23 protein-coding genes are annotated in these 24,480 nt (G+C 62.8%); 13 read left to right on the top strand and 10 right to left on the bottom strand.

Annotated elements, in window-relative coordinates:
* Window positions 1-4: 4 nt before the first annotated feature.
* Window positions 5-1,357: an MFS transporter gene (locus tag P0D87_RS00340; protein WP_006049029.1), complete on the bottom strand. Its 1,353-nt coding sequence runs from the start codon at window positions 1,355-1,357 to the stop codon at window positions 5-7.
* A 289-nt stretch (window positions 1,358-1,646) separates the two neighbouring features.
* On the opposite strand from P0D87_RS00340, the gene P0D87_RS00335 reads away from it, so the two are divergent.
* Window positions 1,647-1,958, top strand: coding sequence for a hypothetical protein (locus P0D87_RS00335; RefSeq protein WP_029968463.1), 312 nt, complete (start codon window positions 1,647-1,649; stop codon window positions 1,956-1,958).
* Window positions 1,959-2,032: 74 nt separating this feature from the next.
* Here the strand turns inward: P0D87_RS00335 and P0D87_RS00330 are convergent, their stop codons facing one another.
* Both P0D87_RS00330 and P0D87_RS00325 read right to left on the bottom strand, forming a co-directional pair.
* Complete coding sequence (locus P0D87_RS00330; protein WP_053858107.1) at window positions 2,033-2,479, bottom strand: cupin domain-containing protein; 447 nt, start codon at window positions 2,477-2,479, stop codon at window positions 2,033-2,035.
* Window positions 2,476-3,180: an FMN-dependent NADH-azoreductase gene (locus P0D87_RS00325; protein WP_053858108.1), complete on the bottom strand. Its 705-nt coding sequence runs from the start codon at window positions 3,178-3,180 to the stop codon at window positions 2,476-2,478. The genes P0D87_RS00330 and P0D87_RS00325 overlap by 4 nt, the downstream gene beginning before the upstream one ends.
* A 284-nt stretch (window positions 3,181-3,464) precedes the next feature.
* Between P0D87_RS00325 and P0D87_RS00320 the strand changes: the two genes are divergently transcribed.
* Window positions 3,465-4,937 (top strand): HD domain-containing phosphohydrolase, encoded by a 1,473-nt coding sequence (locus P0D87_RS00320; protein WP_053858109.1) that lies wholly within the window; start codon window positions 3,465-3,467, stop codon window positions 4,935-4,937.
* Between the two features lie 21 nt (window positions 4,938-4,958).
* Here P0D87_RS00320 and P0D87_RS00315 read toward each other — a convergent pair whose 3' ends face one another.
* Both P0D87_RS00315 and P0D87_RS00310 read right to left on the bottom strand, forming a co-directional pair.
* The gene (locus P0D87_RS00315) at window positions 4,959-5,300 is read right to left on the bottom strand and encodes a cupin domain-containing protein (protein WP_053858110.1); all 342 of its coding nucleotides are present in this window, start codon (window positions 5,298-5,300) and stop codon (window positions 4,959-4,961) included.
* Between the two features lie 242 nt (window positions 5,301-5,542).
* The gene (locus tag P0D87_RS00310) at window positions 5,543-6,220 is read right to left on the bottom strand and encodes a TetR/AcrR family transcriptional regulator (protein ID WP_053858111.1); all 678 of its coding nucleotides are present in this window, start codon (window positions 6,218-6,220) and stop codon (window positions 5,543-5,545) included.
* 79 nt (window positions 6,221-6,299) lie between these two features.
* Between P0D87_RS00310 and P0D87_RS00305 the strand changes: the two genes are divergently transcribed.
* The 5 genes from P0D87_RS00305 (at window position 6,300) to P0D87_RS00285 (ending at window position 11,597) form a co-directional block, all read left to right on the top strand.
* Window positions 6,300-7,043 (top strand): SDR family NAD(P)-dependent oxidoreductase, encoded by a 744-nt coding sequence (locus tag P0D87_RS00305; protein ID WP_053858112.1) that lies wholly within the window; start codon window positions 6,300-6,302, stop codon window positions 7,041-7,043.
* Between the two features lie 274 nt (window positions 7,044-7,317).
* Window positions 7,318-7,551, top strand: coding sequence for a hypothetical protein (locus P0D87_RS00300; protein WP_321175803.1), 234 nt, complete (start codon window positions 7,318-7,320; stop codon window positions 7,549-7,551).
* 306 nt (window positions 7,552-7,857) lie between these two features.
* Window positions 7,858-9,426: a gamma-glutamyl-gamma-aminobutyrate hydrolase family protein gene (locus P0D87_RS00295; protein WP_408636708.1), complete on the top strand. Its 1,569-nt coding sequence runs from the start codon at window positions 7,858-7,860 to the stop codon at window positions 9,424-9,426.
* 37 nt (window positions 9,427-9,463) lie between these two features.
* Window positions 9,464-10,900 (top strand): aspartate aminotransferase family protein, encoded by a 1,437-nt coding sequence (locus P0D87_RS00290; RefSeq protein WP_053858115.1) that lies wholly within the window; start codon window positions 9,464-9,466, stop codon window positions 10,898-10,900.
* A 235-nt stretch (window positions 10,901-11,135) separates the two neighbouring features.
* Complete coding sequence (locus P0D87_RS00285) at window positions 11,136-11,597, top strand: tellurite resistance TerB family protein (RefSeq protein ID WP_006049041.1); 462 nt, start codon at window positions 11,136-11,138, stop codon at window positions 11,595-11,597.
* Here P0D87_RS00285 and P0D87_RS00280 read toward each other — a convergent pair.
* The gene (locus P0D87_RS00280; RefSeq protein WP_006049042.1) at window positions 11,570-12,451 is read right to left on the bottom strand and encodes a LysR family transcriptional regulator; all 882 of its coding nucleotides are present in this window, start codon (window positions 12,449-12,451) and stop codon (window positions 11,570-11,572) included. The two genes, P0D87_RS00285 and P0D87_RS00280, sit on opposite strands and share 28 nt — an antisense overlap.
* A gap of 143 nt (window positions 12,452-12,594) precedes the next feature.
* Between P0D87_RS00280 and P0D87_RS00275 the strand changes: the two genes are divergently transcribed.
* Both P0D87_RS00275 and P0D87_RS00270 read left to right on the top strand, forming a co-directional pair.
* Window positions 12,595-13,353 (top strand): TerC family protein, encoded by a 759-nt coding sequence (locus tag P0D87_RS00275; RefSeq protein ID WP_044020922.1) that lies wholly within the window; start codon window positions 12,595-12,597, stop codon window positions 13,351-13,353.
* A 33-nt stretch (window positions 13,354-13,386) separates the two neighbouring features.
* Entirely contained in the window at window positions 13,387-13,695 is a 309-nt protein-coding gene (locus P0D87_RS00270; protein WP_006049044.1) for a TFIIB-type zinc ribbon-containing protein, read from the top strand.
* A 37-nt stretch (window positions 13,696-13,732) separates the two neighbouring features.
* Here P0D87_RS00270 and P0D87_RS00265 read toward each other — a convergent pair whose 3' ends face one another.
* Entirely contained in the window at window positions 13,733-15,130 is a 1,398-nt protein-coding gene (locus P0D87_RS00265; protein ID WP_053858116.1) for an MFS transporter, read from the bottom strand.
* A gap of 424 nt (window positions 15,131-15,554) precedes the next feature.
* On the opposite strand from P0D87_RS00265, the gene P0D87_RS00260 reads away from it, so the two are divergent.
* The 4 genes from P0D87_RS00260 (at window position 15,555) to P0D87_RS00245 (ending at window position 19,634) form a co-directional block, all read left to right on the top strand.
* Window positions 15,555-16,508, top strand: coding sequence for a 2-hydroxyacid dehydrogenase (locus P0D87_RS00260; protein WP_029968488.1), 954 nt, complete (start codon window positions 15,555-15,557; stop codon window positions 16,506-16,508).
* A gap of 123 nt (window positions 16,509-16,631) precedes the next feature.
* Complete coding sequence (locus P0D87_RS00255) at window positions 16,632-17,579, top strand: LysR family transcriptional regulator (RefSeq protein ID WP_053858117.1); 948 nt, start codon at window positions 16,632-16,634, stop codon at window positions 17,577-17,579.
* 76 nt (window positions 17,580-17,655) lie between these two features.
* Window positions 17,656-18,567: an MBL fold metallo-hydrolase gene (locus P0D87_RS00250; protein ID WP_053858118.1), complete on the top strand. Its 912-nt coding sequence runs from the start codon at window positions 17,656-17,658 to the stop codon at window positions 18,565-18,567.
* A gap of 131 nt (window positions 18,568-18,698) precedes the next feature.
* Window positions 18,699-19,634, top strand: coding sequence for a LysR family transcriptional regulator (locus P0D87_RS00245; RefSeq protein WP_006049049.1), 936 nt, complete (start codon window positions 18,699-18,701; stop codon window positions 19,632-19,634).
* A 72-nt stretch (window positions 19,635-19,706) separates the two neighbouring features.
* Here P0D87_RS00245 and P0D87_RS00240 read toward each other — a convergent pair whose 3' ends face one another.
* The 3 genes from P0D87_RS00240 to P0D87_RS00230 form a co-directional block, all read right to left on the bottom strand.
* Window positions 19,707-22,718 (bottom strand): ATP-binding protein, encoded by a 3,012-nt coding sequence (locus tag P0D87_RS00240; RefSeq protein WP_053858119.1) that lies wholly within the window; start codon window positions 22,716-22,718, stop codon window positions 19,707-19,709.
* A 113-nt stretch (window positions 22,719-22,831) separates the two neighbouring features.
* Entirely contained in the window at window positions 22,832-23,371 is a 540-nt protein-coding gene (locus P0D87_RS00235) for a DUF3331 domain-containing protein (RefSeq protein WP_053858120.1), read from the bottom strand.
* Between the two features lie 87 nt (window positions 23,372-23,458).
* A complete protein-coding gene (locus tag P0D87_RS00230; protein ID WP_082366978.1) occupies window positions 23,459-24,472 on the bottom strand; it encodes an MBL fold metallo-hydrolase in 1,014 nt (337 codons plus the stop codon).
* Window positions 24,473-24,480: the final 8 nt, after the last annotated feature.

The following is a 24,480-nucleotide window of genomic DNA, read 5'->3' as shown; positions in this document are numbered from 1 at the left end:
TCGCCTAATACTCCGCCACGCCAGGCCGCCCCGGCGCTTCCCGCTGCGCCCCGCCCGCCGACGTCTCCAGCGCCGTATCGTGATGCAGCAGCAGCGCGGCCGCCGCGCCGACGAGTCCCGCGCCTCCGAGGCACAGGAGGCCCGCGCCGAAGCCGCCGGTGCTGTCCTTGATCCAGCCCATCGCGTAAGGTCCGAAGAAGCCCGCGAGGTTGCCGAGCGAATTGATCGCGGCGATGCCGCCCGCCGCCGCGGCGCCCGAGAGGAACGCGGCCGGTAGCGTCCAGATAACGGGCAGGCAGCCGAAAATGCCGAAGCCGGCGATCGACAGCGCGATCATTTTTTGCACCGGATTATCGAGCCCCGCCGACGCCGCGATGCCAACCGCGGCCACCGTCAGCGCGAAAGCGACATGGCGTTTGCGTTCGAGCTTGCGGTCCGAATGACGTCCCCAATAGACCATGCTGATCACGCCGACGATATACGGCAACGACGTCACGAAGCCCGTCTGCAAGTTGGTCAAGCCGAACGACTTCACGATCTGCGGCAGGAAAAAGCTCAAGCCATAATTCGTTGCGTTTGCACCGAAGTAGATGAGCGCGATGGCAAGCACCCGCCGATTGAAAAGCGCTTCCTTCACGCTGAATGCATGCGCGGCCTCGCGATGTTCGCGCTCCTGCTTCTGACGCGCGACGAGCCATTCGCGTTCGTCGTCGGCAAGCCAGGTTGCGTCGGCCGGCTTGTCGGTCAGGTAGAACCAGACCGCGAACGCGAGCAGCAGCGCGGGCGCCGCTTCGATCAGATAAACCCATTGCCAGCCGGCGAGCCCGCCGAAGCCATCCATGGAGAGCAGGGCGCCTGAAATGGGCCCGCCTATCACCGTGGATAACGGAATCGCCGCCATGAAATAGCCGACCACGCGACCGCGATAGGCGGCCGGAAACCACAATGTGAGCAGGAAGATGACGCCGGGAAAGAAGCCCGCTTCGGCCACGCCGAGCAGAACGCGCAAGCCGTAAAAAACATGCGCCGCCGAAAACCCCGTGTATTGCGCGATATGTGGGATATACGCCATCGCGCCGGCGAGCAGGCCCCACGTGAACATGATTCTCGCGATCCAGCGACGCGCGCCGAATTTCTCGAGCAGCAGATTGGACGGCACTTCGAAAAAGAAGTACGCGATAAAGAAAATCCCCGCGCCGAAGCCGAATGCACTCGCGGAAAGGCCGAGCGCCTTGTTCATCTGCAGCGCGGCGAAGCCGACGTTCACGCGGTCCAGATAGGCGATGAAATAGCAGACGATCAGGAACGGCACGAGCCGAACCGTCACACGTTTCATGGTACGTGCTTCGAGTTCCATCGATGTCTCCTCCAGTTCATTGTCCGGATGGTTCAGAAGATGCCGTTACAGACTAGTCGCTCGGCCACGTTTCGGGAAGTGCTTTAAACAGTCCGCGGGCGCCAATGCGTCGAGGCCGCGGTCAGTAAGCGCACGCGGATTGTTCGGGCGAAGGCAACAGTGTTTTCGACCCATGAGGCTGATCTCTAGCGGCAGATTCCGGATAATTCGATTCGCGGAAAAACCATCTAACCGATCCGCGACGACTCCGTCGGCGGATCACGCAACGATCAGCAAACTCAGGTACATCATGTTGAATAAGCTACGCGATTGGGCGCGCGTCGCTCTCGCAGCGCTCGCGATAGGCGGCGCGCTTGCCGGCTGCGCATCGTCGACGCATGTCGTCGCAACCGATAAACCCGGCACGTACACGGTCGCGGCGAGCGCGACGGGCGGGCGCATGGCATGGGCCCGCGCACACGGCGAGGCGCTGAACGAAGCGCGCGATTATTGCGAGCGCCTCGGCATGCAAAGCAGTGTCAAGGAAGAATCGGTGAGCGGGGTGGCGATGCTGACGACGCACGCGTCTTCGCTGAACTTCGAATGTCATCCGAAGTTCTAGAACGAAGCGCGTGCGGCAGGGGTGTTGCGCGGTTGGCGCTGCGGTTGCCGCTTATTTTGCGGCTTATTGGTAGCTTATTTCTTGTGGTCCAACGTGACGAGCTTGTTGTCGTTTGTGTCCGCCACGAAAATGGCGAGGAGGCGGGCCGGCTCCGTATCGCTCGCATTTTCGCTGACGGTGTGATGCGCGCCCGGCTTCTCGATCCAGTGCTCGCCCGCATGGAAGACCTGCGCTTCCTTGCCGTCGACGCCGCTGCGAATCGCGCCCGACAACACATACGCGACCACGAAAGCCTTTCCGTGCCGATGCGGCGACGACTTGCCGCCTGGCGCGTAATCGACCACCAGCGCCGTCATTTTCTTACCGGGCACGTTGGCGATCGCTTCGGCGAAGGCGGGCGTGATGGTCTCGGCAGCGGCGGCGGCTTGGCCGGTTGAGTCGGCGGCAAGCGCGGGTTGTGAAGTGGCGAGCATGCCGAAACCGGCGAGCGTTGCCGCGGCAATCAGGGTGTGTAGTTTCATTGCGTCATCTCCGAGTCTGCGTCTTCATGTTGTGCGGCGTCTGCGTTATTCGCATGCGAAGCCGCGTTTGCCGAATTGGCCCAGCTAGCCGCCACTGCGGATAACTCGCCGCGTGCGCGTTCGAGCGCTTCGGCTCGTGCTTCCTGATTCGCGAACTGCAACGGCTGGGCATCGACGAACGTCGGCGCCGCGACGCCGAGAAATCCGAACGCGGCTTTGAGCGCGGGCGTGAGCGCGTCCATCGACGCGTACGGCGAGCCCGGCCGCAAGTCCGCGCCGCGGCTCGTGATGAACAGCACTTTCTTGCCCGCGAGCTGGCCGACGATGCGGCCGTCGTCGCCATGCTTATAGGTAACGCCGGCGCGCGAAATCGCGTCGACGAACGTCTTGAATGCGGACGGCATCGACCAGTTGTACATGGGCATCGCGAACACGAGCGCATCGGCGGCGAGCACGCGCTGGCAGAGCGCATCCGACGCCGCGAGCCGCGCCTTCATGGCCGGTGTGCGCTCGTGCGGCGCTGCGTAGATTGCGATCGCGAACGCTTCGTCGACGTGCGACGGCGTATCGACGGAGACATCGAGATAATCGACTTCCAGGTCCGGGTGCCCGGCGCGCAGACGTTCAACAAAAAAACGGCTCAACGCCCGCGAGTTCGAACGCTCGCGTTTCGCGCTGGCATCGACATGCATGAGCTTCATCGTCGGTTCCTTCAGGGTTGAATGGGTGATGTCAGATTAGAGCCTGGAGTGGCTTTGGGAAATGACCGGTTTTTGGGAAATTGAGGTGGCCAGTTGGCGTCGGCGGGCGGACATTTCTAAAAAGCTCTGTCATGCGATTTGTTGATAATTTATCTTATGTCAAATCAACTATTCGACGGCGCGCACATCTCACCACGTCCGATCCACCAGGCACTGCGGTGCACCGCTTCGAACCGTCGCGTATGATTGTTAGCCCATTCCGGCGACGTACCCTATCCCATCCGATGTTCGACCTTCAGACCAGCCACGCCACGCTGCGTATTTTCGATGCGGTAAGAGCTCTCGCTTTCATCGGCGATCTGAGCATGGGACAGCCGACCGATCATTCGTTGCGCACCGGTTGGCTGGCAGTACGGCTCGCACAAGCGGCCGGACTCGAGGCCTCGGCCTGCGACGCGGTCCGCGAGGTGTCGCTGCTACGTTGGTCGGGTTGCACGGCAAACGCGGCAGGGTTCGCAACAGTGTTCGGCGACGACATCGCGGTCCGGACCGCGATGCTCGAGAGCAGGCCCGGCATCGCGGAGACGATTGGCGGCGTCGGCGCCGCGATGATGCCTCTCGCGCAAACTCACTGCGAAGTATCCGGCGAGGTCGCGCGAATAATGGGGCTTTCGAGTGGGACCGAAACGGCGCTGCGCCATATTTTCGAAACCTGGGACGGCAGCGGCTTGCCCGCACAACTCGCCCGCGACGCGGTGCCGATATCCGTACTCGTCGTCGCGCTTGCTGGCGACCTGGAGGTGTTCAGCCGCACATATGGAGTCGAAGCGGCGCTTGCGCTGATCGAACAACGCGCCGGCACGCGGTATCCGGAGAGCCTCGTCGCAGTCGCGACACGCCACGCCGGCAGTTGGCTGACGGAACTGGAGCGCCAGGCGCTGGATGATTTTGACGTCGTGCTCGCGACAGCCGATATGCAACGGACGACGTCGGCGGAATTGATCGCCGACATCATCGATCTGAAATTGCCGTGGATGACGGGCTTTTCACGTGCGGTCGCAGTGACGGCCGCCGAATGCTACGCACGATTCACGTCGAATGACGCAGCAGGCGCGCTTGTCTATCGGGCTGGATTGATTCATGGCATCGGCAGGGCCGCCGTGCCGAATGAAGTGTGGAACCTACCTACTCGCTTGTCGCCGAGCGCCTGGGAAAAGGTGCGGCTCGTGCCCTACTGGACGGAACGCGCCGGCAAGCAAACCGGCTCGCTCGGCGAAGCCACCGTGCTTGCGTCCCATGCGTACGAGCGGCAAGACGGCTCGGGGTATTTTCGCGGCGTGCGCGACCCGGCATTGACGTTGGAGGCTCGTGTGCTGGCTGCGTCGGTGGCATGGGTTGCGTTGCGCTCGACGCGCCCGTGGCGCGCCGCGCTGACCGATGAGGCGGCCGCACACGTGCTGCAAGACGAGGCTGCCAATGGCCGGCTATGCCGCGAGGTGGTAGACGCGCTGGTGGCGGAACGGGTCCCCGTCGCAAGGCGCGCGGCAAGAAGTGTGTTACATGGTCCGCGTCTGTCTGCGCGAGAGATCGACGTCCTGCGTGCGATCTCGCGAGGTGCGAGCAACAAGCAAGCCGCCCAGGAATTGACGATGAGTCCGAGCACGGTGCGCACCCACGTCGAGAGCGTGTTTCGCAAGCTCGAGTGTTCGACACGCGCGGCAGCAACACTCAAGGCGTCGACGATGGGCTTGATCTAGCTGCATGGCGTTGCCCTGCCCTCAGCGAGACGATCCGGCCAGCACAATGTCCGGGACGCCGCCCGCCTGGACCGTGAGATAGACGACATCCTCATTCGTCTCGTTCTTGACGTGGTGAACGGTGCCCGGATCAACCGAGTAAAATTCGCGCACCTCGGTGCTCTGAACCTGACCGTCGATATTCAACTCGACGGTCAAGACGCCCCGGATCACGAGAAACCGGTCACTGACATTCGTGTGGTGATGCCATTGCGTTTCACCGCCGGCTTGAACCGTCGTTTGCAGGATCGAGCACCCTTCCTCGCGCAATAGCGTCCTGTACTGCACCTTGCCGTTGGCAAGCGGAATATCGTTGTCATTCATTTCATTCTCCGATGCGAGTCAGTAGCGTGTTGTGTCGCCGCGGCTCCAACGGCATCATGGCAGCCGACTGATCGCTGAGGTATCGGTCGAATGACCGATACGCGCGAGCGTGCCTCTAAAGCACGTTTCCGCTCCAGTCGAAAGAAGCCGGAATAGCGAAATTCTGCGCGCCCGAAAACACCTTGACGCGAAGCGAAGCCGGTTTTCAAGCCCAGCGAGATACTCCGCTGTCCGAATCAATGTTAATCAGGCTTTGCACGTGTGTCGCAGTGACGAACCAGCGCCTCCCATCCCGCCATCGTCATCTCAGCGACGGCCTGGAGTTCTGCTCTTTCGGCGCCGTCCCGCGCCCGGATCGCCATACCGCTTTGTACTGTTTGCAGGAACCTCGCGAGTTTCGCTATATCCACGGACCCCGGCAACTCACCCTCGCCAACGGCCCTTTCCAGGCGCGACACGAGCACATCAAACGCTCCACCTCGCGCGGCCCGCATCAAGTCGCCGAGCTCGGCATGGCCGTCGCTCCCGACGCTCCCCAGTGTGACCATGCAGCCGTGTGGCAGACCGCAATCTGCCCCAGTCATCGCCACGGCTGAGTCCCACAGATAGGCGAACGCCGCTTCGCGTGCTGTGACCGCCTTGCGAAAGCTTCCCAGGACCAGATGCTCGTAGGTCTCCGAGTAAAACCGCATCGCTTCGGCATATAGCTCGTCTTTCGATCCGAAAGCGGCATAGAGGCTGGTCGGGCCGACGCCGAGCGCATTGGTCAGGTCTGCGATTGAGGTCGCCTCATAACCCTTGATCCAAAAAAGCCTCATGGCTTGCGCCAATGCAGCCTCGCGATCGAAAGCGCGTGGCCTGCCGCGGCCACGAAGTGGGCGTCCAACGGTGCTCGGAGATTTCTCTGATTTTTTTTGCATCGGTCACTACACAATATCTTGACTGTCTATGCCGCCGATCTTACCATTTGTGCATCGATCACTACATAAAAGGCGGACAATGAACAACAATCTAGTCGGAAAACGGGCATTGGTTACCGGCGGGTCCCGGGGCATCGGCGCCGCGATCGCACTTGCGCTTGCAGAAGAAGGCGCGGACGTTGCGCTAACGTTTCAGAACTCAGCCGGGCGCGCGCAGGCAGTCGTGGCGTCAATCGAGAAGCTAGGCCGCCGCGGTGTCGCGATCCAAGCCGACATTGCCGATCCGGCCGCCATCAGGCGATCGGTCGATGAGGCCGTTGGCGCGCTGGGTGGGCTCGACATTCTCGTCAACAACGCTGCCATCGCTCGCTACAACACGATCGCCGACTTCGACCTGGCGGACATCGACGCTCTCCTTGCGGTCAACATCCGCGGTCCCATTCTCGCGACGCAGGCAGCCATCCCTCACCTCAAAGCGGGCGGTCGGATCATCACGATCGGCTCCGCCGGAGCTGATCGCATCGTGGGCGCAGCGGGAACGGTCTACTACATGACCAAGTCCGCACTACAGTCGTTCACACGCGGGCTGGCTCAGGAACTGGGCCCGAAAGACATCACTGCCAACCTCGTTCAACCGGGCTCGACCGATACCGAAATGAACCCGGCTAATGGCGAGAGCGCGGACTTCCAGCGCAGCCTCGCGCCGCTCGGGCGCTTCGCCGCGCCGGCTGACATCGCTGCGGCCGTCACGTTTCTTGCAACCCCGGCGGCAAGGCATGTCACGGGAACAATTCTCACGGTCGACGGGGGCTTGCTGACTTAGGTCGGTAATGCACGATTTTTCGGCGCTCCAAAATTGCCGAGTGCATACATCCCAACAATGCATCCACGCTCACCAATCCAGAAAACAATTTGACGGCATCACCGGCTCGTATATGCTGGTTAACAGGCGATCGTGATACCGCCGTCGGAAAACACGTTCATCATGTTTTCCGACGCAGCGAATACACGATCATCCGACGCGCAGCTTCTGTCAATGTCCCGTGCGATCAAGGCAGCGCGTTCAATACGTTCAACGTCGCTAATCGAGTGTCATCGTGAGAGTCCGTGGCCCTTTGGTGAGATGGAACCGCAGTCACGCGAGTTGTCCGCGCGCTGACGGCGCCATCGCCAACGGCAGCAGCGGCAGCCTTGCGTTCCGCCGCTTCCTGTCCGTCTTCAAGATCGTCTTTACAATCATCTCCCGCCGTTCAGTTCGGCGTCACAACTCTATCTCCGCGCGCGCCTTCATCGCGGTGCGTACAGACGAAGTCGCGTCGCTGTTGCCCTAGCGCCTCCCTCCTTTTTGCCGTTCGATCCGTCCGTCTGCGTGAACGCGTTCGCCTGAATCGCGCGTTTGCTTGCGTGCGGCGTTGCCTGACGTCCATCCGTCGCGCACGCGTGCGCCCGCTCGCGCATCGCGGCGGGCGGCATCGAACGGCTCATCAGATCGTCACGCGCGGCGCGTTCCGTTGACGGCGACCGCCTGCCCTGCTCCGAAGCCTTGAAGCAGGCCGCGCGGCCGCGAACTCGCGCCCCGCCGTGTTTCGAAGAATGTCGCGCCGCATTTCGCGGCCGGATAAACACATCTATTCGTTATGCGAACTAAACCACTGGTTGCCATCAGCGCCGACAGAACGACGATAGGCATGCATCCATCACACGTGGCCGGCGAAAAATACATCGCGGCGATCGTGGATGGCTCGCGAGCGCTCGCCATGCTGCTGCCCGCGTTCGGCGAGCGTCAATCGGCGCAAGACGTACTGGCCACTGTCGACGGCCTCCTCTTCACCGGCAGCTATTCGAACGTCGAGCCAACCGAGAGAAAAATCATGCATGACATCGACGATTTTCTGAAGAAGCACCATGTGACTGAAATCGAAGCGATCATTCCCGACATGGCCGGCATCGCGCGCGGCAAGATCATTCCGCGCAGCAAGTTCGAATCCGGCGAGTCGATGCGCTTGCCGCAAGCGGTAATGATCCAGACCGTCACCGGCGATTATCCGGACGACGGCACGCTGACCGGTGTCACCGATCCCGACATGGTGTGCGTTCCCGACGCCACGACGATCCGGATGATTCCCTGGGCCGTCGATCCAACCGCCCAGGTGATTCACGACTGCGTGCACTTCGACGGCACGCCCGTTGCCATCTCGCCGCGCCGCGTGTTGCGCCGCGTGCTGGAGTTATATCGCGCGAAAGGCTGGAAGCCCGTCATCGCGCCCGAACTCGAGTTCTATCTGGTCGACATGAACAAGGACCCGGACCTGCCCTTGCAACCGCCGATTGGCCGAACCGGACGTCCCGAGACCGGACGCCAGTCCTATTCGATCGAAGCGGTCAACGAGTTCGACCCGCTCTTCGAAGATATTTACGAGTACTGCGAGGTGCAGGAACTCGAAGTCGATACGCTGATTCACGAAGTGGGCGCCGCGCAAATGGAGATCAACTTCATGCATGGCGATCCGCTGAAACTCGCGGACAGCGTGTTCCTCTTCAAGCGCACGGTGCGTGAAGCCGCCTTGCGTCACAAGATGTACGCGACGTTCATGGCGAAGCCAATGGAAAGCGAGCCGGGGTCGGCGATGCATATGCACCAGAGCCTCGTCGATGAAGAAACCGGCCGCAATCTTTTTACCGCTGCGGACGGCAAGCCAACCTCGCTTTTCACGAGCTATATCGCCGGTTTGCAAAAATACACGCCGGCATTGATGCCGATTTTCGCGCCGTACATCAACTCGTATCGGCGGCTGTCGCGCTTCATGGCCGCGCCGATCAACGTCGCGTGGGGCTACGACAACCGCACAGTCGGCTTTCGTATTCCGCATTCCGGGCCCGCCGCGCGCCGCATAGAAAACCGCATTCCGGGCGTGGATTGCAACCCGTACCTCGCGATTGCGGCGACGCTCGCGGCCGGCTATCTGGGCATCACGCAAAGACTCGAAGCCACCGAGCCGCTGCTTAGCGACGGCTATGAATTGCCCTATCAATTGCCGCGCAATCTCGAAGAGGGTCTAACGTTGATGAGCGCATGCGAACCCATTGCGGAAGTACTCGGCGAAAAATTCGTGAAGGCCTACCTCGCATTGAAAGAGACCGAATACGAAGCGTTTTTCCGCGTGATCAGTTCGTGGGAACGCCGGCATTTGCTGCTGCACGTCTAACGCACACAAAGCCAACAAGCCAAACACTGGAGGCAACATGAGTTACCGGACAGAAGACATCGCTTACATGCAGCCGGCGCAATCCGCGGCGAACACGCCTGCCGCGCAGCAACGCACTACCGCCGATTTCCGCGCACTCGATGCCGCTCACCACATTCATCCGTTCTCTGATATGGGCGCGCTCAATCGCAGCGGCAGTCGCGTGATCGTGAAAGCGCACGGCGTGTATCTGTGGGATTCGGACGGCAACAAAATTATCGACGGCATGGCGGGTCTTTGGTGCGTCAACGTCGGATACGGTCGCAAGGAACTCGCGGATGCGGCCTATCGGCAGATGCAGGAACTGCCCTACTACAACACGTTCTTCAAGACCACGCACCCGCCGATAATCGAGTTGTCTGCCTTACTCGCCGAACTCGCGCCCGAGCCGTTCAATCACTTTTTCTACTGCAATAGCGGCTCGGAAGGCAACGATACGGTGCTGCGCATCGTTCATCAATACTGGGCCACGCAGCGCCGGCATTCGAAGAAGATCGTAATTGCGCGCAGAAACGGTTATCACGGCTCGACCATCGCAGGCGCGACGCTCGGCGGCATGGGTTATATGCATGAGCAGATGCCGTCGAAAGTCGAGAACATCGTGCATATCGATCAACCGTATTTCTTCGGCGAAGCAGAAAGCGGCCAGACGCCCGAGGAATTCGCGCTGGCTCGCGCGCAGCAACTCGAAGCAAAGATCCTCGAATTTGGCGCTGAAAACGTGGCCGCGTTTATCGGCGAGCCGTTCCAGGGCGCGGGCGGCGTGATTTTCCCCGCGTCGACTTATTGGCCGGAAATTCAGCGTATTTGCCGCAAATACGACGTGCTGCTAGTCGCGGACGAAGTGATCGGCGGATTCGGGCGCACCGGCGAATGGTTCGCTCATCAGCACTTTGGTTTCGAGCCCGATCTCATCACGCTCGCCAAGGGACTCACGAGCGGCTATGTGCCGATGGGCGCCGTCGGTTTGCACGATCGCATCGCAACCGCGATTATCGACAACGGCGAGTTCAATCACGGCCTCACCTACTCCGGTCATCCCGTGGCCGCAGCCGTTGCGGTAGCGAACCTCAGGTTGCTGCGCGACGAGAAAATTGTCGAGCGCGTGAAGACGGACACCGGTCCGTACTTCCAGAAAAAACTGCGTGAGACGTTCGCCAATCATCCGATTGTCGGCGACATTGCCGGCGCCGGACTCGTGGCCGGCTTGCAACTCGCGGAACAACCTGCATCGCGCAAACGCTTTGCGAATGGCGGCGATGTCGGCACGCTCTGCCGCGACTTCTGCTTCAACGGCAATCTGATCATGCGCGCAACCGGCGACCGCATGCTGCTGTCGCCGCCGCTCGTGATCAGCAGGGAGGAAATCGACGAGATCGTTGCGAAGGCGAAAAAGGCCGTCGATGCGACAGCGCGGCAACTGGGCCTTTTATAACGGACTGCGGCTTCAGGCATGCGCGCATGCGTCAGGCACGCGCATGCCGCCGACGCTCACGTTGACGCTGACGCCGACGCCGACGCCGACGCTGAAAAACGCGCGGCAACGGCGGTTCGTGACACTTCGCATTTTCCGCACCTTAACTTCGCGATTAACAGGTTTATCCGATATGGATACTGCCGCAGACTGGGCTCATCATCAACACGGACATTGTCCGCGAAAGGACCCGATCATGCGAAGCTATCCGCTTAACAGCAAAGAGGCAGCAGCGCGTATCGTCGCGCTTGCGCTCACTTCGGACGGCCATGTGTGCAGTTCGGAAGAACGCGCACTCGAGAAGCTCGACATAGCCGGCGAACTCGGCCTCGCGCCGGCGCAGTTCGCGCAGATCCTGCAGACGCTGTGCGAGGACCGCTCGATCGCGCAGTTATCGTCCGCGCCACCGATGGGCCGCCTGGACACCGCGCTGCTCGCCACGCTGATCGACGAAATCGACGATCCCGCGCTGCGCCGCAAGGTCATCCGCCTATGCGTTGCGGTGACGGTCGCCGACGACTATCTCGCGGACGGCGAAATCGCGCTGCTCGCCGCGGTGTTCGATGCATGGGGACACGAACTGAAACCGGTCGCACGTCGCCACGGCTTTCCGTCGCATGTGATGCGCAATTACGAGCGCGCGCTCGCCATCACCTGAGAAGCCAGCGCATGATGCTGCCCGCGGCGCGAACGGATCGCGTGAATCTCTTCGACCACGCCGTCCGCGCGGCCGAGCGGCCGCAAGCCGCGCAGCAGCGACAACTCTTCCGCGCCCAGTTCGGCGAGCGGAAACACGCCGAGGCCGCGCGCGGCGAAGACGGCCATCAGCGCGCTGTCCTCGAACTCGCCGACGACGCGCGGCCGGATGCCGTGCGAATCGAACCAGCGATCGAGCCGCGCTCGCAACGCGGCGTGACGCGTGGGCAGTAGCACGGGCAAATCGGCAAGACAGTGCGGAAAACTCGCGCGCGCGGATTTGCGCACGATTTCCGCAGGACCGTACCAGTCGACGGGCGAGCCGACGAGCCGCTGACTCAGCACACGCAAATCGGAATTGTGCGGCGCCGGCTGACACGCGAGCACCAGATCGAGCCGATGCAGCGCGAGTTCGGACAGCAACTGCGCGGGCTCGCCCTCGTGACACAGCAGCCTGAGCGACGGCGTGCCGAGCACGGGCGCGAGAAGCGCATGCGCCGCGAGCTTTGAAATGCCATCGGACAGGCCGACCGCAAGGCGCGCGACGCCTTCGCCGCCCGCCTCTTGCATGTCGTCGAGCAGCGCCTCGCCGAGCTGAAAAATCTGCTCGGCGCGGCTGAACGCGGTCTCGCCGGCTTCGGTCATCGCGACGCCGCGGCCGGCCGGTTTCAGCAATTGCCGCCCGATGGATTTTTCGAGTTCGCGGACCTGCGCGCTGATGGTCTGAACCGCCATATCGAGCCGCTCGGCTGCGCGCGCAAAGCCGCCCTCCTTCACGACGATCCAGAAATAGTACAGATGACGGTAGTTGAGCATGGCACGGCCGATATAAATTAGCTTCGGAAAAACCGATATGTCGATCAGCTTAACACTGGTTTATCCGATCCACGCATTGGGCGATCATGATCGCTATTGCATCGCTATTCCACCGCTATTCAACCCCATTCGCCGACGAACTCATGGACACCCTGCTCACACTCGCTGCCGATCCCGCCGCATGGGTCGCGCTTCTCACGCTCGTCGTGATGGAGATCGTGCTCGGCATCGACAACCTGATCTTCATCTCGATCCTCAGCAACAAGCTGCCCGTGGCGCAGCGTGCGCGCACGCAGCGTCTCGGCATAATGCTCGCGCTCGTGCTGCGGCTCGGCCTGCTCGGCACGGTCGCATGGATCGCGCAACTGACCGCGCCCGCGATCACGCTGTTCGACCACGCGTTTTCATGGCGCGATTTGATTCTGCTTGGCGGTGGCCTGTTCCTCGTGTGGAAAGCGACGCGTGAAATGCACCATCACGTCGTGCACGCGCAGGCGGACCACGAAGACCGCAGCGCGGGCAGCACCGTTCAGTTGACCGTGGCGAGCGCCATCGGCCAGATTCTGCTGCTCGATATCGTGTTTTCAGTCGACAGCATCATCACGGCGGTCGGCATGACCGACCACTTGCCGATCATGTTCCTCGCGGTCATCAGCGCGGTCATGGCGATGCTGTTCGCCGCGCGCCCGCTGTCGCAATTCATCGACCGCAATCCGACCATCGTCACGCTCGCATTGAGCTTCCTGCTCGTGATCGGCATGACGCTGATTGCGGAAGGCTTTGGAACGCATGTGCCGAAGGCCTATATCTACGTGGCGATGGCTTTCTCCGCGTTCGTCGAGGCAGTGAACATGCTCGTGCGCCGCTCGAAGTCGAAGCGCGCTGCGGGCACCGCTCGATGAGCGTTTCCACCTCTCGTAACAAGGAGCGACACCATGAAATGCCCTGCTTGCAAAACGCCTGACCTGCTGATGACCGAGCGCCGCTCGATCGAAATCGACTACTGTCCCCAGTGCCGCGGCGTGTGGCTCGACCGCGGCGAGCTCGACAAGCTGATCGCGCAAGACGCCGCCGAAACAGCCGCGCCTGCCGCACCCGCTCACGCGCGCCCGAGCCACGACGACTATCGGGATCGCGATCGCGGGCATGTCTACGACGATCAACGCCGTTACGACGATCATCGATCGGGTTATCGGACGCACAAGAAAAAGCGCTCGATTTTCGACGTGTTCGACTTCGATTGAGCGCTTAAACCTGCGTCATACGCCTCGCGTGGCCCTGCTACTTCGCGCGCGCTTGCGGCCCGTCACCGCGCCGCGTCGCAATCGGCTCGGCCACGCTGCAGAGCAGCAGCAGACACAGCAGCGCCGTGCCGACCATATACAGAAACACGCTCGTCCAACTGAACTTGTCGAGCAGAATGCCGACGACAAGCGGGGCGCATGCGCCGCCAATCTGTCCGACACAGTTCACGATGCCGAAGGCCGTCGGATAAGTGGACTTGGTCGCGAGTCCCATCGGGTACGCGGAATAACCGGCGAAGCCGATGCCGAGCATCAGGCCCGCGAGCATCAGCGCGACGCCGAGATACGCGACGCTGTCCGGCGCGTCGATCAGCAGCAGCATCATCAGCATGGTGCCGAGCGCGCCGAGCATCATCATCGGCTTGCGGCGGCCGGCGAGCAGCCGGTCCGATATGACGCCGCCGAGCATGTTGCCGGCCACCGCGCCGATAAACGGCGCCGACGCGAGAAAGCCCATTTTTACCGACGCAAAACCCTTGACCGTGACGAGGTACGTCGGCATCCACGACATGAAGATGTTGCTGATGCCGATCATGCAGCCATAGCCGATCGCGACGCCCAGGATATTCCATGATCCGAACACCTGGCGGATCGTTTCCAGTTGCGCGACAGGCCTGGTCCGATTGAACGCATCGAGATACGGAATACGCGCGACTTCATTGCGGCGCGACGCGGTGGCGCCCCGGCCCTGGCGCGGGGTATCGTCGGCGATATAGCGCTGCTCGGCTTCCGAACAGAAGCGGTTTTCACTGGGCGAATTCGTGACGAGAACCATCCACACGACAGCAAGCACAAGGCCCGGCACCGCGAAAACATAAAAGATCTCGCGCCATCCCCACAACTGGATCACGACGATGCACACCGACGGCACGATCAGCGGCCCGAGCTTGGACGCGGCGATCCACAGGCCGGTGGCCGTGCCCTTCTCTTTCGCGGGAAACCAGCGGTTGATCACGTTCGTGCAGCCGATCCCCAACGGACCCTCGGATAACCCGAGACCGACGCGGTACGCCTGGAGCAGAAACACCGACGACGTCGTGCCCATCAGCCCGGTAAATACCGACGTGAGAATCATGAAGACCGAAAACAGAAAGCCCGTGGTCTTTTCACTGAGCCGCTTGTAAAGCAGGCCGACGGGTATCTGCACGAAACCGTACGCAAACGAAAAGAGACTCACGATGAGTCCCGCCTGCGTGTTCGTGATGCCGTATTCCTTTTTCAGGTACGGCAGCGCAAAGCCGAAATTGGCGCGGTCCGCGCAGGCAATCGCCCAGATGCAGAAGATCAGCCCCATCACGATCCAGCGGTGGCCCGTGCGCTTTTGCGCAAGCGGTGCGGCTTTTGCATCCGCGACGACACTCTCCGCATTATTCATGGCGAATCCCTCGCGAGCTTGCGTCGGGACGGGAATGCAATTGCGAGTGCAACGGCGGGTGCATCGGTAAAAAACCTGATGCAGCGAGAGGCGTCATGCAGCGGCATGTTTTCACGCTTTGTCTCCGATGTATTTAGAAATTATTAGCCGCTTCCCTTGAGGAAGCAGCCGAAGGAATGCTCCTTCCGATGCTTCGATTCTGCGGGCGGTGTCATGGGCCGTCCAATCTTTTCTCGCTATTAATTGATGCCTGGATTGAATCACCGGCGAGCGCGCCGTTACGCTTCGATCCGTGGATCAACTGATAGCGTTTTGGGATTGGACGCGATTCGTGAAAGGGCCCATCATCCGCCGACATCGCGACTGGATGCGTGCGCCGCTCGCCGCGCCGGCCGGATCGTCGACTACAACAAGGAGCGCCGCTTTGAAACCGAACATTCTGCAACTGAACCCCATTCTGATTCCCGCGATCAACGACACGCTCGCATCGCGCTACACGGTGCATCGCCTCTTCGAACAAAATGATAAGGATGCCTATATCAGCGAGCACGGCGCGTCGATCCGAGGCGTTATCACAGGCGGCCACACCGGCATTTCGAACGACCTGATCGAGCGCTTGCCCGCTCTGGAAGTGATCGCGGTCAACGGCGTGGGCACCGATGCAGTGGATCTGGCATTCGCGCGCTCCCGCGGCATTCCGGTGACAGCGACGTTCGGTGCGTTGACGGAAGATGTCGCCGACCTCGCGATCGGTCTGATGCTCGCGGTATGCCGCGAAATCTGCGCGGGCAACGAGTTCGTCAAATCGGGCAACTGGCAGAAGAATCCGCATCCGGGCGCGTTGCCGCTGTCGCGCCGCTTGAGCGGCAAGCGCGTCGGTATCGTCGGAATGGGCAAGGTTGGGCGTGCGATTGCGCAGCGCGCGAGCGCGTTCAACTGCCCGATCTCATACACGGATTTGCGCCGCATGGACGATGTGCCGCATCCGTTCGTCGCCGATCTGCTGTCCCTCGCGCGCGGTTGCGATTTTCTCGTGCTGGCCGCCGCCGCCGACAAGGCGCAAGGCATCGTCAATGCCGCCGTGCTCGATGCGCTCGGCAAGAACGGCTATCTGATCAACGTCGCGCGCGGCAAGCTCGTGGTGGAAAGCGATCTCGTGCAGGCGCTGCAAGGCGGCGTGATCGCGGGCGCGGGACTCGACGTGTTCGTCGACGAACCAAACGTGCCGCCGGCGCTCTTCGACATGGACCGCGTTGTTTTGCAGGCGCATCGCGCGAGCGCCACGGTCGAATCGCGCACCGCGATGGGCGAAATGGTGCTGGCAAGCCTCGAACAGGCGCTTGCAGGGCAGCGTCCCGAGGGCAGTCTCACGACGTGATGCAGCGACCTGACGCAGCAACGTGATGCAGCACCGGCCCGCGGCTCGCCGCGGCGTCCGGATCGGATGGGGAGCGCGCGCACCTATAATGAGCGTCGACTTCCCTTCCATGCCGATACAAGAATGCTCGATCTCGGACAAGTGCGTTGCTTCGTCGCCGCGGCGACAGAACTGAATTTCAGACGCGCCGCCGCGCTGCTGCACATGACACAGCCGCCATTGAGCAGACAGATTCAACTGCTCGAGGACAACCTCGGCGTGAAGCTGTTCGAACGCATTGGCCGCACCGTCAAGCTGACCACCGAAGGCCGCGTGTTTCTCGCCGACGCGACGCGTCTGCTCAATCTTGCCGAGCAGGCCGAAAGCACCGTACGGCGCGCGAGCAAGGGCAAGACGGGGCGCGTGCGGCTCGGCTTCACCGGCGCGGCCGGCTATGAGCTGATTCCCGAGTTGCTGGTCGCCGCCGCCGACGTGCTGCCCGAGATCGACGTCGTATTGCTCGAACTCGTTTCCGCCGCGCAGATCGAAGCGTTCGCCGCGAATGCAATCGACCTCGGCTTTCTGCGTCCGTTGCAATCGAGGCAAAAGCTCGAGTTTCTTCTCGTCGACGAAGAGCCGCTGATCGTCGCGCTGCCGAGGCGCCACGCGTTGTGCCAGTTCGAGCGGATCGAACTGAAGCAACTCGACGAGCAGCCGTTCATCATGCATTCGCCCGCGCAAGGCAAGTACTTTCACGACCGCATCATGGGCATGCTCGCGGCCGAGGGCGTGAATCTGAACATCGCGCAATACATCGATCAGACGCCCACGATTCTGTCGCTGGTTCGCGCGGGACTCGGGCTCGCGATTCTGCCCGCGTCGGCGCAACGGTTTCATTACGACAATGTCGAGTTCCGGCATATCGCCGGCAACACGATTCACGCGGAAATGAGCATGGCGTGGCGCGCGGATCAGGACAATCCCGCCGTCACCGCATTCCGCCTGATGGCCGCGGAATATTTCGCGAATGTCGCGAATGCGGCGAATTCGGCGAACGTCACGAACGCGAAGCGAGCCGCGCCGAACCCATAGCCGCTCTCCCACGACCAGGTATAGCGCTTGCGCGACGTTGCATCACTCCTTCCCCTTCCGTTACGGGACGAATGCGATGATCGTGCACCATCTCAACTGCATTTCGACCTGCCCGCTGGGCGGCCGCCTGATGGACGGACGCACGCGTTCGCTCGCCGAGCGCGGGTTGCTCACCTGCCACTGCCTGCTGGTCGAAACTTCCGCGGGGCTCGTGCTGGTCGACACCGGCTTCGGTCTGCGCGACGTCGCCGATCCGCGCTCGCGGATCAGCCGTTTTTTTCTCGGACTCGTGAGCCCGGATTTCCGCGAGGAAATGACCGCGATCCGCCAGATTCAGCGGCTCGGTTTCGATCCGCGCGACGTCACGCATATCGTGCTGAGCCATCTCGACTTCGATCATGCGGGCGGCCTCGACGACTTTCCGCACGCCACCGTGCACCTGTTGCGCGTCGAGCGCGATTACGCGTTCGAGCAAAGAACGTGGATGGACCGGCAGCGGTTTCGTCCGCAGCAGTGGTCGACGTCCGCGAAATGGCGCGTGTATCAGGCAAGCGAAGGCGAAACGTGGAATGGCTTTTCGCGCGTGCAGCAATTCGACGGACTGCCGCCCGAATTGCTCGTCGTGCCGTTGCGCGGACACACGTTCGGTCATGCGGGCATCGCCGTAAATACGACGGGCGACCGGTGGCTGTTCAACGCGGCCGACGCCTATTTCCATCACGCCGAAATGCATGCAAAACCGCATTGCACGCCGGGGCTGCGCTTTTATCAGTGGATGCTCGAAAAAGATCGCGCGGCGCGCTTCGATAATCAAAGCCGGTTGCGCGACCTCGCATTGACGAGCCAGGCGGTGAGCGTGTTTTGCAGTCACGACGTGACCGAGTTCGAACGGCTCGCGAAGCGTCCCGCGAACATGCCGGCGCGCCGGGCCGTCGACACCACTGCCGCCCCGCACGCGGCCTGGTCGTCCGACAATCGCACGGCCTAGCGCCGTCAACAAAAGAACAGACAACAACGAAGAAGCCGGCGCGCCAGCCACCGCGCCTGCGATGAAATCCAGTATGCTGAGCGCTTCAGCCGCCCGGCTCGAATGGATGTCGTCCTTCGCCCTTCTTCGTCATGAATCTTTCCTTTGAAGTCCTTCAGGTGCTTGACGCCGTCGATCGAACCGGCACCTTCGCGAGCGCCGCGGAAACGCTGCATAAGGTGCCGTCGTCGCTCACGTATCTGGTGCAGAAGCTCGAGCTCGATCTCGGCGTCAAGCTGTTCGATCGCAGTGGCCGGCGCGCCACGCTCACGCATGCGGGGCGCGTGGTCGTCGAGGAAGGCCGCCGTTTGCTGGCCGCAGCAGAAGATCTGGAATGCAAGGCGAAGCGCATCGAGCAAGGCTGGGAGTCCGACCTGTACGTCGCCGTCGACGAGATCATTCCGTTCGCGCTGCTGTGGGATCACGTCGGCGAGTTTTATAAGCTCAAGCTCGACACGCGCCTGAATCTGTCGACGGAAGTGCTGGGCGGGTCGTGGGACGCGCTGCTCACGCGCCGCGCGGATCTGATTGTCGGCGCCGCGGGCGATCCGCCGCCGATTCCGAATCTCGTCGCAAAGCCGATCGGCTCATTGCGGCACGTATTCGTGGTCGCGCCCGATCATCCGCTCGCAAGCATGCCCGGACCGCTGACGCTCGACGTGGTCGCGCGCTATCGCGCGGTGGCGATCGGCGATACGTCGCGCAAACTCGCGCCGCGCACCATCGCGCTTGCCGACAATCAGGAAGTGCTGACCGTGCCGACGCTCGGAACCAAGCTCGCCGCGCAGTTGCGCGGGCTCGCTGCCGGCACGATCCCCGAATGCCTCGCCGTCGAGGCGCTCAGGAACGGCGACCTGGTGCAGAAAGAAGTGCTCGGCATGCGCGAGATCACGCATTTTTATCTGGCATGGCGCGACGACGAGACGGGCAAGGCGCTGCGCTGGTGGGTCGAGCGCCTCGATCATCCCGACCTGGTCGACCAGGCCGTGCAACGGCAAATGCTCGACATGCAGATCAGTCCGCCGTGATGCAGACGCACCCGTGACTCAGGCGTGACTCGGGCATAACCCAGGCCGCTCAAAGCCAATGCCGCGCGCCGGCTAGCATCCTTCGCTCACTCTCGGCTGCCGCGAATGCCTGACAGGCGGCACACGCGCCTCGCCTTCGCTGTGCGCGCATTGCGGCACCATCGCGGCCGAAGCCCTCGCGGTTTCGAGCAGTTGCAGCGCCGCCCGGAAATCGTCGAAATCGAGCCCCTGCGTGAGTTTCGCGCACGCCGATTGGATCAGGCGCACCGCATCGGCAGCACGCCCTTGCGCGCACCACAGGCGGCCGAGACTGGTGGCCGCGCGCAACTGCAACGAAGCGCAGCCTTGCGCGAGCGATTCCTCCATTGCCGCCGTCAGGCACGCGTTCGCATCCATCGCGGCGCTGCCAATTGAAAACACATTGGCATCCTGAAGCAGCAACTCGCCCTGCACGCGCCGCAGTTCGACCACATACCAATGGTCGCCGCTTTCGTCGCATTGGGCTAGCGCGCGCGTCACCGCGGCGATGGCTTCCTCGCGCCGTCCCGCGCGGCCCAATGCCAACGCGTACTGCGCGACCAGCATCGCGCGTTGCGCGGCGTATTCGAGCGCGTCGAGTTCGTCGAGCGCCGCGCGAAATGCCTGGAGACGTGCGGGGCTCACGTCGTCGAACGAACGGAGGTACTCGTGGAAACAGCGCGCGCACGCTTGAGAGACACCGAGGCCCGTGCGCGCCGATACATCGCGCAGCAACGCGATGGCGTCTGCGGCCCGCTCGCGTTGATCCGACAGCAACGCGAGCGGAATCTCCGCTTCGACGAGCACGTAGCAGGTGACGATCGCCTGGTCTTCCGCGCACGCGCTCGCGACGCAGGCTTGCGCCAAATCCAACGCCTCTTCGCGCGCGCCCTGAAACCACAGCAGCCGTGCAAGCGTCGCGCGGCCGACCACGCCCTGATCGATGGATTGACCGAGCGGCAAACCGTGCTGCAGCGTATCCGCTTGCAGCAGAAAGCGTTCGAGCGACGCGCGCGCCTGCTGCTGATTGCCCGCGTAGTGCCACGCTATGCCGAGAAGCCGCGCGGCGAGAATGCCGTTGCTCGTGTCGCCGGTCTGCGCCGCGAGCGAGGCAAACCGATGCGCGAACGCCAGCGCATTGCGCGCCGCGCCCGACGACTGGCTCGCGTTCCACATGCCCCACAACGCGCGCGCTTCGAACGCGCGGTCGGCAAGCGCGATGGCGAGCGCCAGCACCTCGGCCCAGACCGCGAGCGTTTCGCGGTTCGGTCCATTGACGTAGACAAGCGCCGCACCGAGCGCCGCGAGCAGTTGCATGCGCACCCGCAGATGCCGGGTCGATCCCGACGCACCATGCGTATGCGCGACGCTTTCCAGCGCGCGGCGCGCCCACGCGCAGCATTCGTCCACCAGCGAAAGCTCGTACAACAACGCGACCACCTTGACCGCGAGTTTTTCCGCGAGCGCGTCGTCGCCTTTTGACGAAAGCGCCCAGCCGAGCGCCGCGCGCAGATCGTCGAGCCAGCCGCGCATGCGCGCATGCCAGCGGTCGGCGTCGGCATCGGCATCGCCTTCCGACAAGCGCGCTTCTGCCGACATATGACGCTCGAGCAAGCCGGTGAAATAGCGCGCGTGATTGAGCGTGACCGCGCGCCGCTCGCCGTTGTCGTCGAGCTTTTGCAGCGCGTACGCACGCGTGGTTTCGAGCAGCCGATAGCTCGCCTTGCCGCGCTCCACGCGCGCGACCACCAGCGACTTTTCGACGAGCCCTGAAACCGCCGCGATCACCGCGGCTTGCTGCAAGCCAGAGTCCGCGGCGACGGCGATGGCCGCGTCGATCGAAAAACTGTTGACGAAGATGCCGAGCCTGCGCAGCGTCGCGCGCTCCGCGTCGTCGAGCAGGCCGTGACTCCAGTCGAGCGTGGCCTTCAAGGTCTGATGCCGCGGCAGCGCCGTGCGGTTGCCGCCCGTCAGCATGTCGAAGCGGTCATCGAGATGATCCGCGAGTGTTTCGATGCCGAGCGTCGCCGCGCGCGCGGCCGCAAGTTCGATCGCAAGCGGTATGCCGTCGAGCCGGCGGCATACGGTGCCGGTCAGTTGAATGCTGCGTTCGTCGGACGAAAAACGCGCGTCCATCGCACGGGCGCGCGACAGGAACAACTGCACGGCGCTGCGCTCGAGTACCTGCTGGCTTTGATCGTCGTGCGCGGGGACATCGAGCGACGCGACCCAGTACAAGTGCTCTTGCGCGAGGCGCAGCGGCTCGCGGCTCGTGGTCAGCACGCGTACGCCCGGACCCGCATTCAGCAGCGCGTCGGCGAGTTCGGCGGCCGGGCCGAGCACATGCTCGCAATTGTCGATCACGCACAGCACGCGCCGCTCGCCCCACTCGCTGCTGACCCGCGTGAGCGTGAGCGGACCGCTCGCCTTGCTGACGCCGACGCTCGCGGCGAACATCGCGAGCACGCTGTTCGCGTCCGACGTCGATGCAAGCGGGATCAGATAGACGCCGTCCGGATACGCGTCGAGCAGGCGGCGCGCGACTTCGACCGCAAGACGCGTCTTGCCGATGCCGCCCGCGCCGAGCAGCGTGACGTGACGCGCCGATGCGAGCGCGTGCGCGACGTCGCGCAGCGCGTCGTCGCGGCCGATCAGCGGCGAGAAGCTCGCGGGCAGATTGTGCGGGATGTGGGCGGCCGCGCTCTGGCGGTCGTTGGCCGCCTGCAGCTCGCGGCCGAAACCGCTCAACGTTACGCCGCTCGCGTGCTGCACCGGCGATTGCCGCGCGACGAGCCGGTAGCCGCGGCCCGAGACGGTCTGTATGAGTCCGCGGCTCTCGCCAAGCACCTTGCGCAGCGCGGACATATGAACCTGCAGATTATTTTCTTCGACGATGGTGTCGGGCCACACTTCCTTCAACATGTCGTTCTTCGACACCAGTTCGCCTTTTGCGGCGATCAGGACGGCGAGCATGTCGAATGCGCGGCTGCCGATGCGCACGGGTTGTCCGTCGAGAAGCAGTTCCCGACTGGTCAGGTCCACCTGAAGCGGGCCGATGCGGATCATGAGGCGGTATCCAGAGCACGAGGGATGAAGATGCTGCCGGGCAATGGCTACCCGGCGATGAGTCCCCGAAGTCTAGACCAACAGTAATCACGCATGCGCGGAAAAAACTGAACCTATCGTTCAAAATTTTTGTACTGAACGAGCGGATGCTGAAGCTCGACCACCGACGCGAGAATCATCGCCGCGGCGTTGACCGGCACCGCGCTGCGCACTCTCGGCTTATAGATCATGTCGTTCCGGCGGATCGTCGCGCCGCTCAGCGCGCAGCGTCCCTTCAGTCGCGCGCGGCAACTGATCCACACCTGGTCCGCGTAACGGCACAGCGTCGCGTCCTGCCAGAGGACCGCAATCGACGTCTCCGACAGGCGCTCGATCACTTCGACCTGCCGATGCCGCGACGGCCCGTTGGCGGCCTCGCGCGTGAGCGGCAGCACGCGATACGGCTCGCCTTCGGCGTCGCCGCGATAGCCGGCGAGGAGCCGCTCGATCACGTGATTCCAGATGGGCGCGCTGGTGCCGTCGTGCGCGTAGTCGTGCTCATGTTCAGGTTCATGCTCGCACTCGTCGCGCGCTGCACGGCATTCGTCACGATGCACGCCCGCTTCGTGCCTGGCTGCATTCGTGCATTGCTTGGCGGGGGATTCGATGTGCATCGCGATTCTCCTCGAGTGTTGACTATGCGCCGGTGGTCCACGTTGCAGGCGGCTCGCCTCGCAACGTCGGCTGCTTCAGTGGCCGCATCAGTGGCCAGGCGCGGCCTCGTAGTTGACCGGCACCCAGTCGTACGTGCCGCCGTTTTTTCGAATATGCCCGAGGCCTGGAAACGCGATATGCGCGGCGCCGATCAGGTAGCGCCGATCCGCGGCGAGTTCGAGCGCGCTGCGGCGCGAGCGTTGTGCAGCGGCGGCGTCGGTGTCGTATTCGACCGAGGCTGTCGGGTTCTGCAACTGGATCGCGGCCACATGCACGATGTCGCCCCACACGAGCAGATGCTCCGTGCCGCTCTCGATCAGATAACCGGTGTGGCCAGGCGTGTGGCCAGGCAACGCGATGGCGCGGATGCCTGCGTCGAGTTCGACATCGCTATCGACGTCGACATCGAACGGTTTGAAGCGGCCCGCCGCGATATACGGCGCGACGCTTGCGCTCGCCGCGTCGAAGAAGGTGCTCAGAAAAGCCGGCGCTTTCGCTTTGTTGGCCGGATTCAACCAGTAGTCGGCTTCGGCCCGGCTTGCCCGCACGAGCGCGTTCGGAAACGCCATCGTGCCGCTGCTCGCACTGTTGATCACGATCCCGCCCACATGATCCTTGTGCAGATGCGTGAGCAACACTTCGTCGATCTGTTCGGGCCGATACCCGGCCGCGCGCAGATTCCCGAGCAACTTGCCGCAGCAATCGCCGTACAGCACCCCCGCGCCGGTGTCGATCAGGATCAGCTTCGAACCCGTGTTGATCAGAAACGCGTTGATCGAGCCTTGCACCGGCGCGCTCAGAAAATCGCGTTCGAGGTCGCGCGCGATCTCCGCCTTCGACACGTCTTCAATCACAGTGTCGATGGGAAACGGATGCGTGCCGTCGAGCAGCGCCGTGACTTCTAACTTGCCGAGCATGAGCCGGTAAAAGCCCGGCCCTTGTGTCTTGACTTGCGGCGCGGCCGCGAACGCCGCACTGCATAAAAAGCTCGCGGCCATGCCCAAAATCATCATGCAACGCGCGGCCGCATGCAAAGTCCAGCTACGTTGAAACGACTTCATCTTCTGCT

The sequence above is a fragment of the Paraburkholderia sp. RL17-368-BIF-A genome (assembly GCF_046054045.1).
Lineage (GTDB): Bacteria > Pseudomonadota > Gammaproteobacteria > Burkholderiales > Burkholderiaceae > Paraburkholderia > Paraburkholderia graminis.
This window is presented reverse-complemented; position numbering and strand designations above follow the sequence as displayed.

Excerpts from the sequence above, each read along its gene's own strand:
- P0D87_RS00320 (WP_053858109.1), top strand. The coding sequence starts at position 3,465 with ATGTTCGACCTTCAGACCAGCCACGCCACGCTGCGTATTTTCGATGCG.
- P0D87_RS00335 (WP_029968463.1), top strand. The coding sequence starts at position 1,647 with ATGTTGAATAAGCTACGCGATTGGGCGCGCGTCGCTCTCGCAGCGCTC.
- P0D87_RS00305 (WP_053858112.1), top strand. The coding sequence starts at position 6,300 with ATGAACAACAATCTAGTCGGAAAACGGGCATTGGTTACCGGCGGGTCC.
- P0D87_RS00330 (WP_053858107.1), bottom strand. The coding sequence starts at position 2,479 with ATGAAACTACACACCCTGATTGCCGCGGCAACGCTCGCCGGTTTCGGC.
- P0D87_RS00295 (WP_408636708.1), top strand. The coding sequence starts at position 7,858 with ATGCGAACTAAACCACTGGTTGCCATCAGCGCCGACAGAACGACGATA.
- P0D87_RS00235 (WP_053858120.1), bottom strand. The coding sequence starts at position 23,371 with ATGCACATCGAATCCCCCGCCAAGCAATGCACGAATGCAGCCAGGCAC.
- P0D87_RS00340 (WP_006049029.1), bottom strand. The coding sequence starts at position 1,357 with ATGGAACTCGAAGCACGTACCATGAAACGTGTGACGGTTCGGCTCGTG.
- P0D87_RS00275 (WP_044020922.1), top strand. The coding sequence starts at position 12,595 with ATGGACACCCTGCTCACACTCGCTGCCGATCCCGCCGCATGGGTCGCG.
- P0D87_RS00230 (WP_082366978.1), bottom strand. The coding sequence starts at position 24,472 with ATGAAGTCGTTTCAACGTAGCTGGACTTTGCATGCGGCCGCGCGTTGC.
- P0D87_RS00255 (WP_053858117.1), top strand. The coding sequence starts at position 16,632 with ATGCTCGATCTCGGACAAGTGCGTTGCTTCGTCGCCGCGGCGACAGAA.
- P0D87_RS00245 (WP_006049049.1), top strand. The coding sequence starts at position 18,699 with ATGAATCTTTCCTTTGAAGTCCTTCAGGTGCTTGACGCCGTCGATCGA.
- P0D87_RS00265 (WP_053858116.1), bottom strand. The coding sequence starts at position 15,130 with ATGAATAATGCGGAGAGTGTCGTCGCGGATGCAAAAGCCGCACCGCTT.
- P0D87_RS00250 (WP_053858118.1), top strand. The coding sequence starts at position 17,656 with ATGATCGTGCACCATCTCAACTGCATTTCGACCTGCCCGCTGGGCGGC.
- P0D87_RS00315 (WP_053858110.1), bottom strand. The coding sequence starts at position 5,300 with ATGAATGACAACGATATTCCGCTTGCCAACGGCAAGGTGCAGTACAGG.
- P0D87_RS00325 (WP_053858108.1), bottom strand. The coding sequence starts at position 3,180 with ATGAAGCTCATGCATGTCGATGCCAGCGCGAAACGCGAGCGTTCGAAC.
- P0D87_RS00290 (WP_053858115.1), top strand. The coding sequence starts at position 9,464 with ATGAGTTACCGGACAGAAGACATCGCTTACATGCAGCCGGCGCAATCC.
- P0D87_RS00285 (WP_006049041.1), top strand. The coding sequence starts at position 11,136 with ATGCGAAGCTATCCGCTTAACAGCAAAGAGGCAGCAGCGCGTATCGTC.
- P0D87_RS00310 (WP_053858111.1), bottom strand. The coding sequence starts at position 6,220 with ATGCAAAAAAAATCAGAGAAATCTCCGAGCACCGTTGGACGCCCACTT.
- P0D87_RS00270 (WP_006049044.1), top strand. The coding sequence starts at position 13,387 with ATGAAATGCCCTGCTTGCAAAACGCCTGACCTGCTGATGACCGAGCGC.
- P0D87_RS00280 (WP_006049042.1), bottom strand. The coding sequence starts at position 12,451 with ATGCTCAACTACCGTCATCTGTACTATTTCTGGATCGTCGTGAAGGAG.
- P0D87_RS00240 (WP_053858119.1), bottom strand. The coding sequence starts at position 22,718 with ATGATCCGCATCGGCCCGCTTCAGGTGGACCTGACCAGTCGGGAACTG.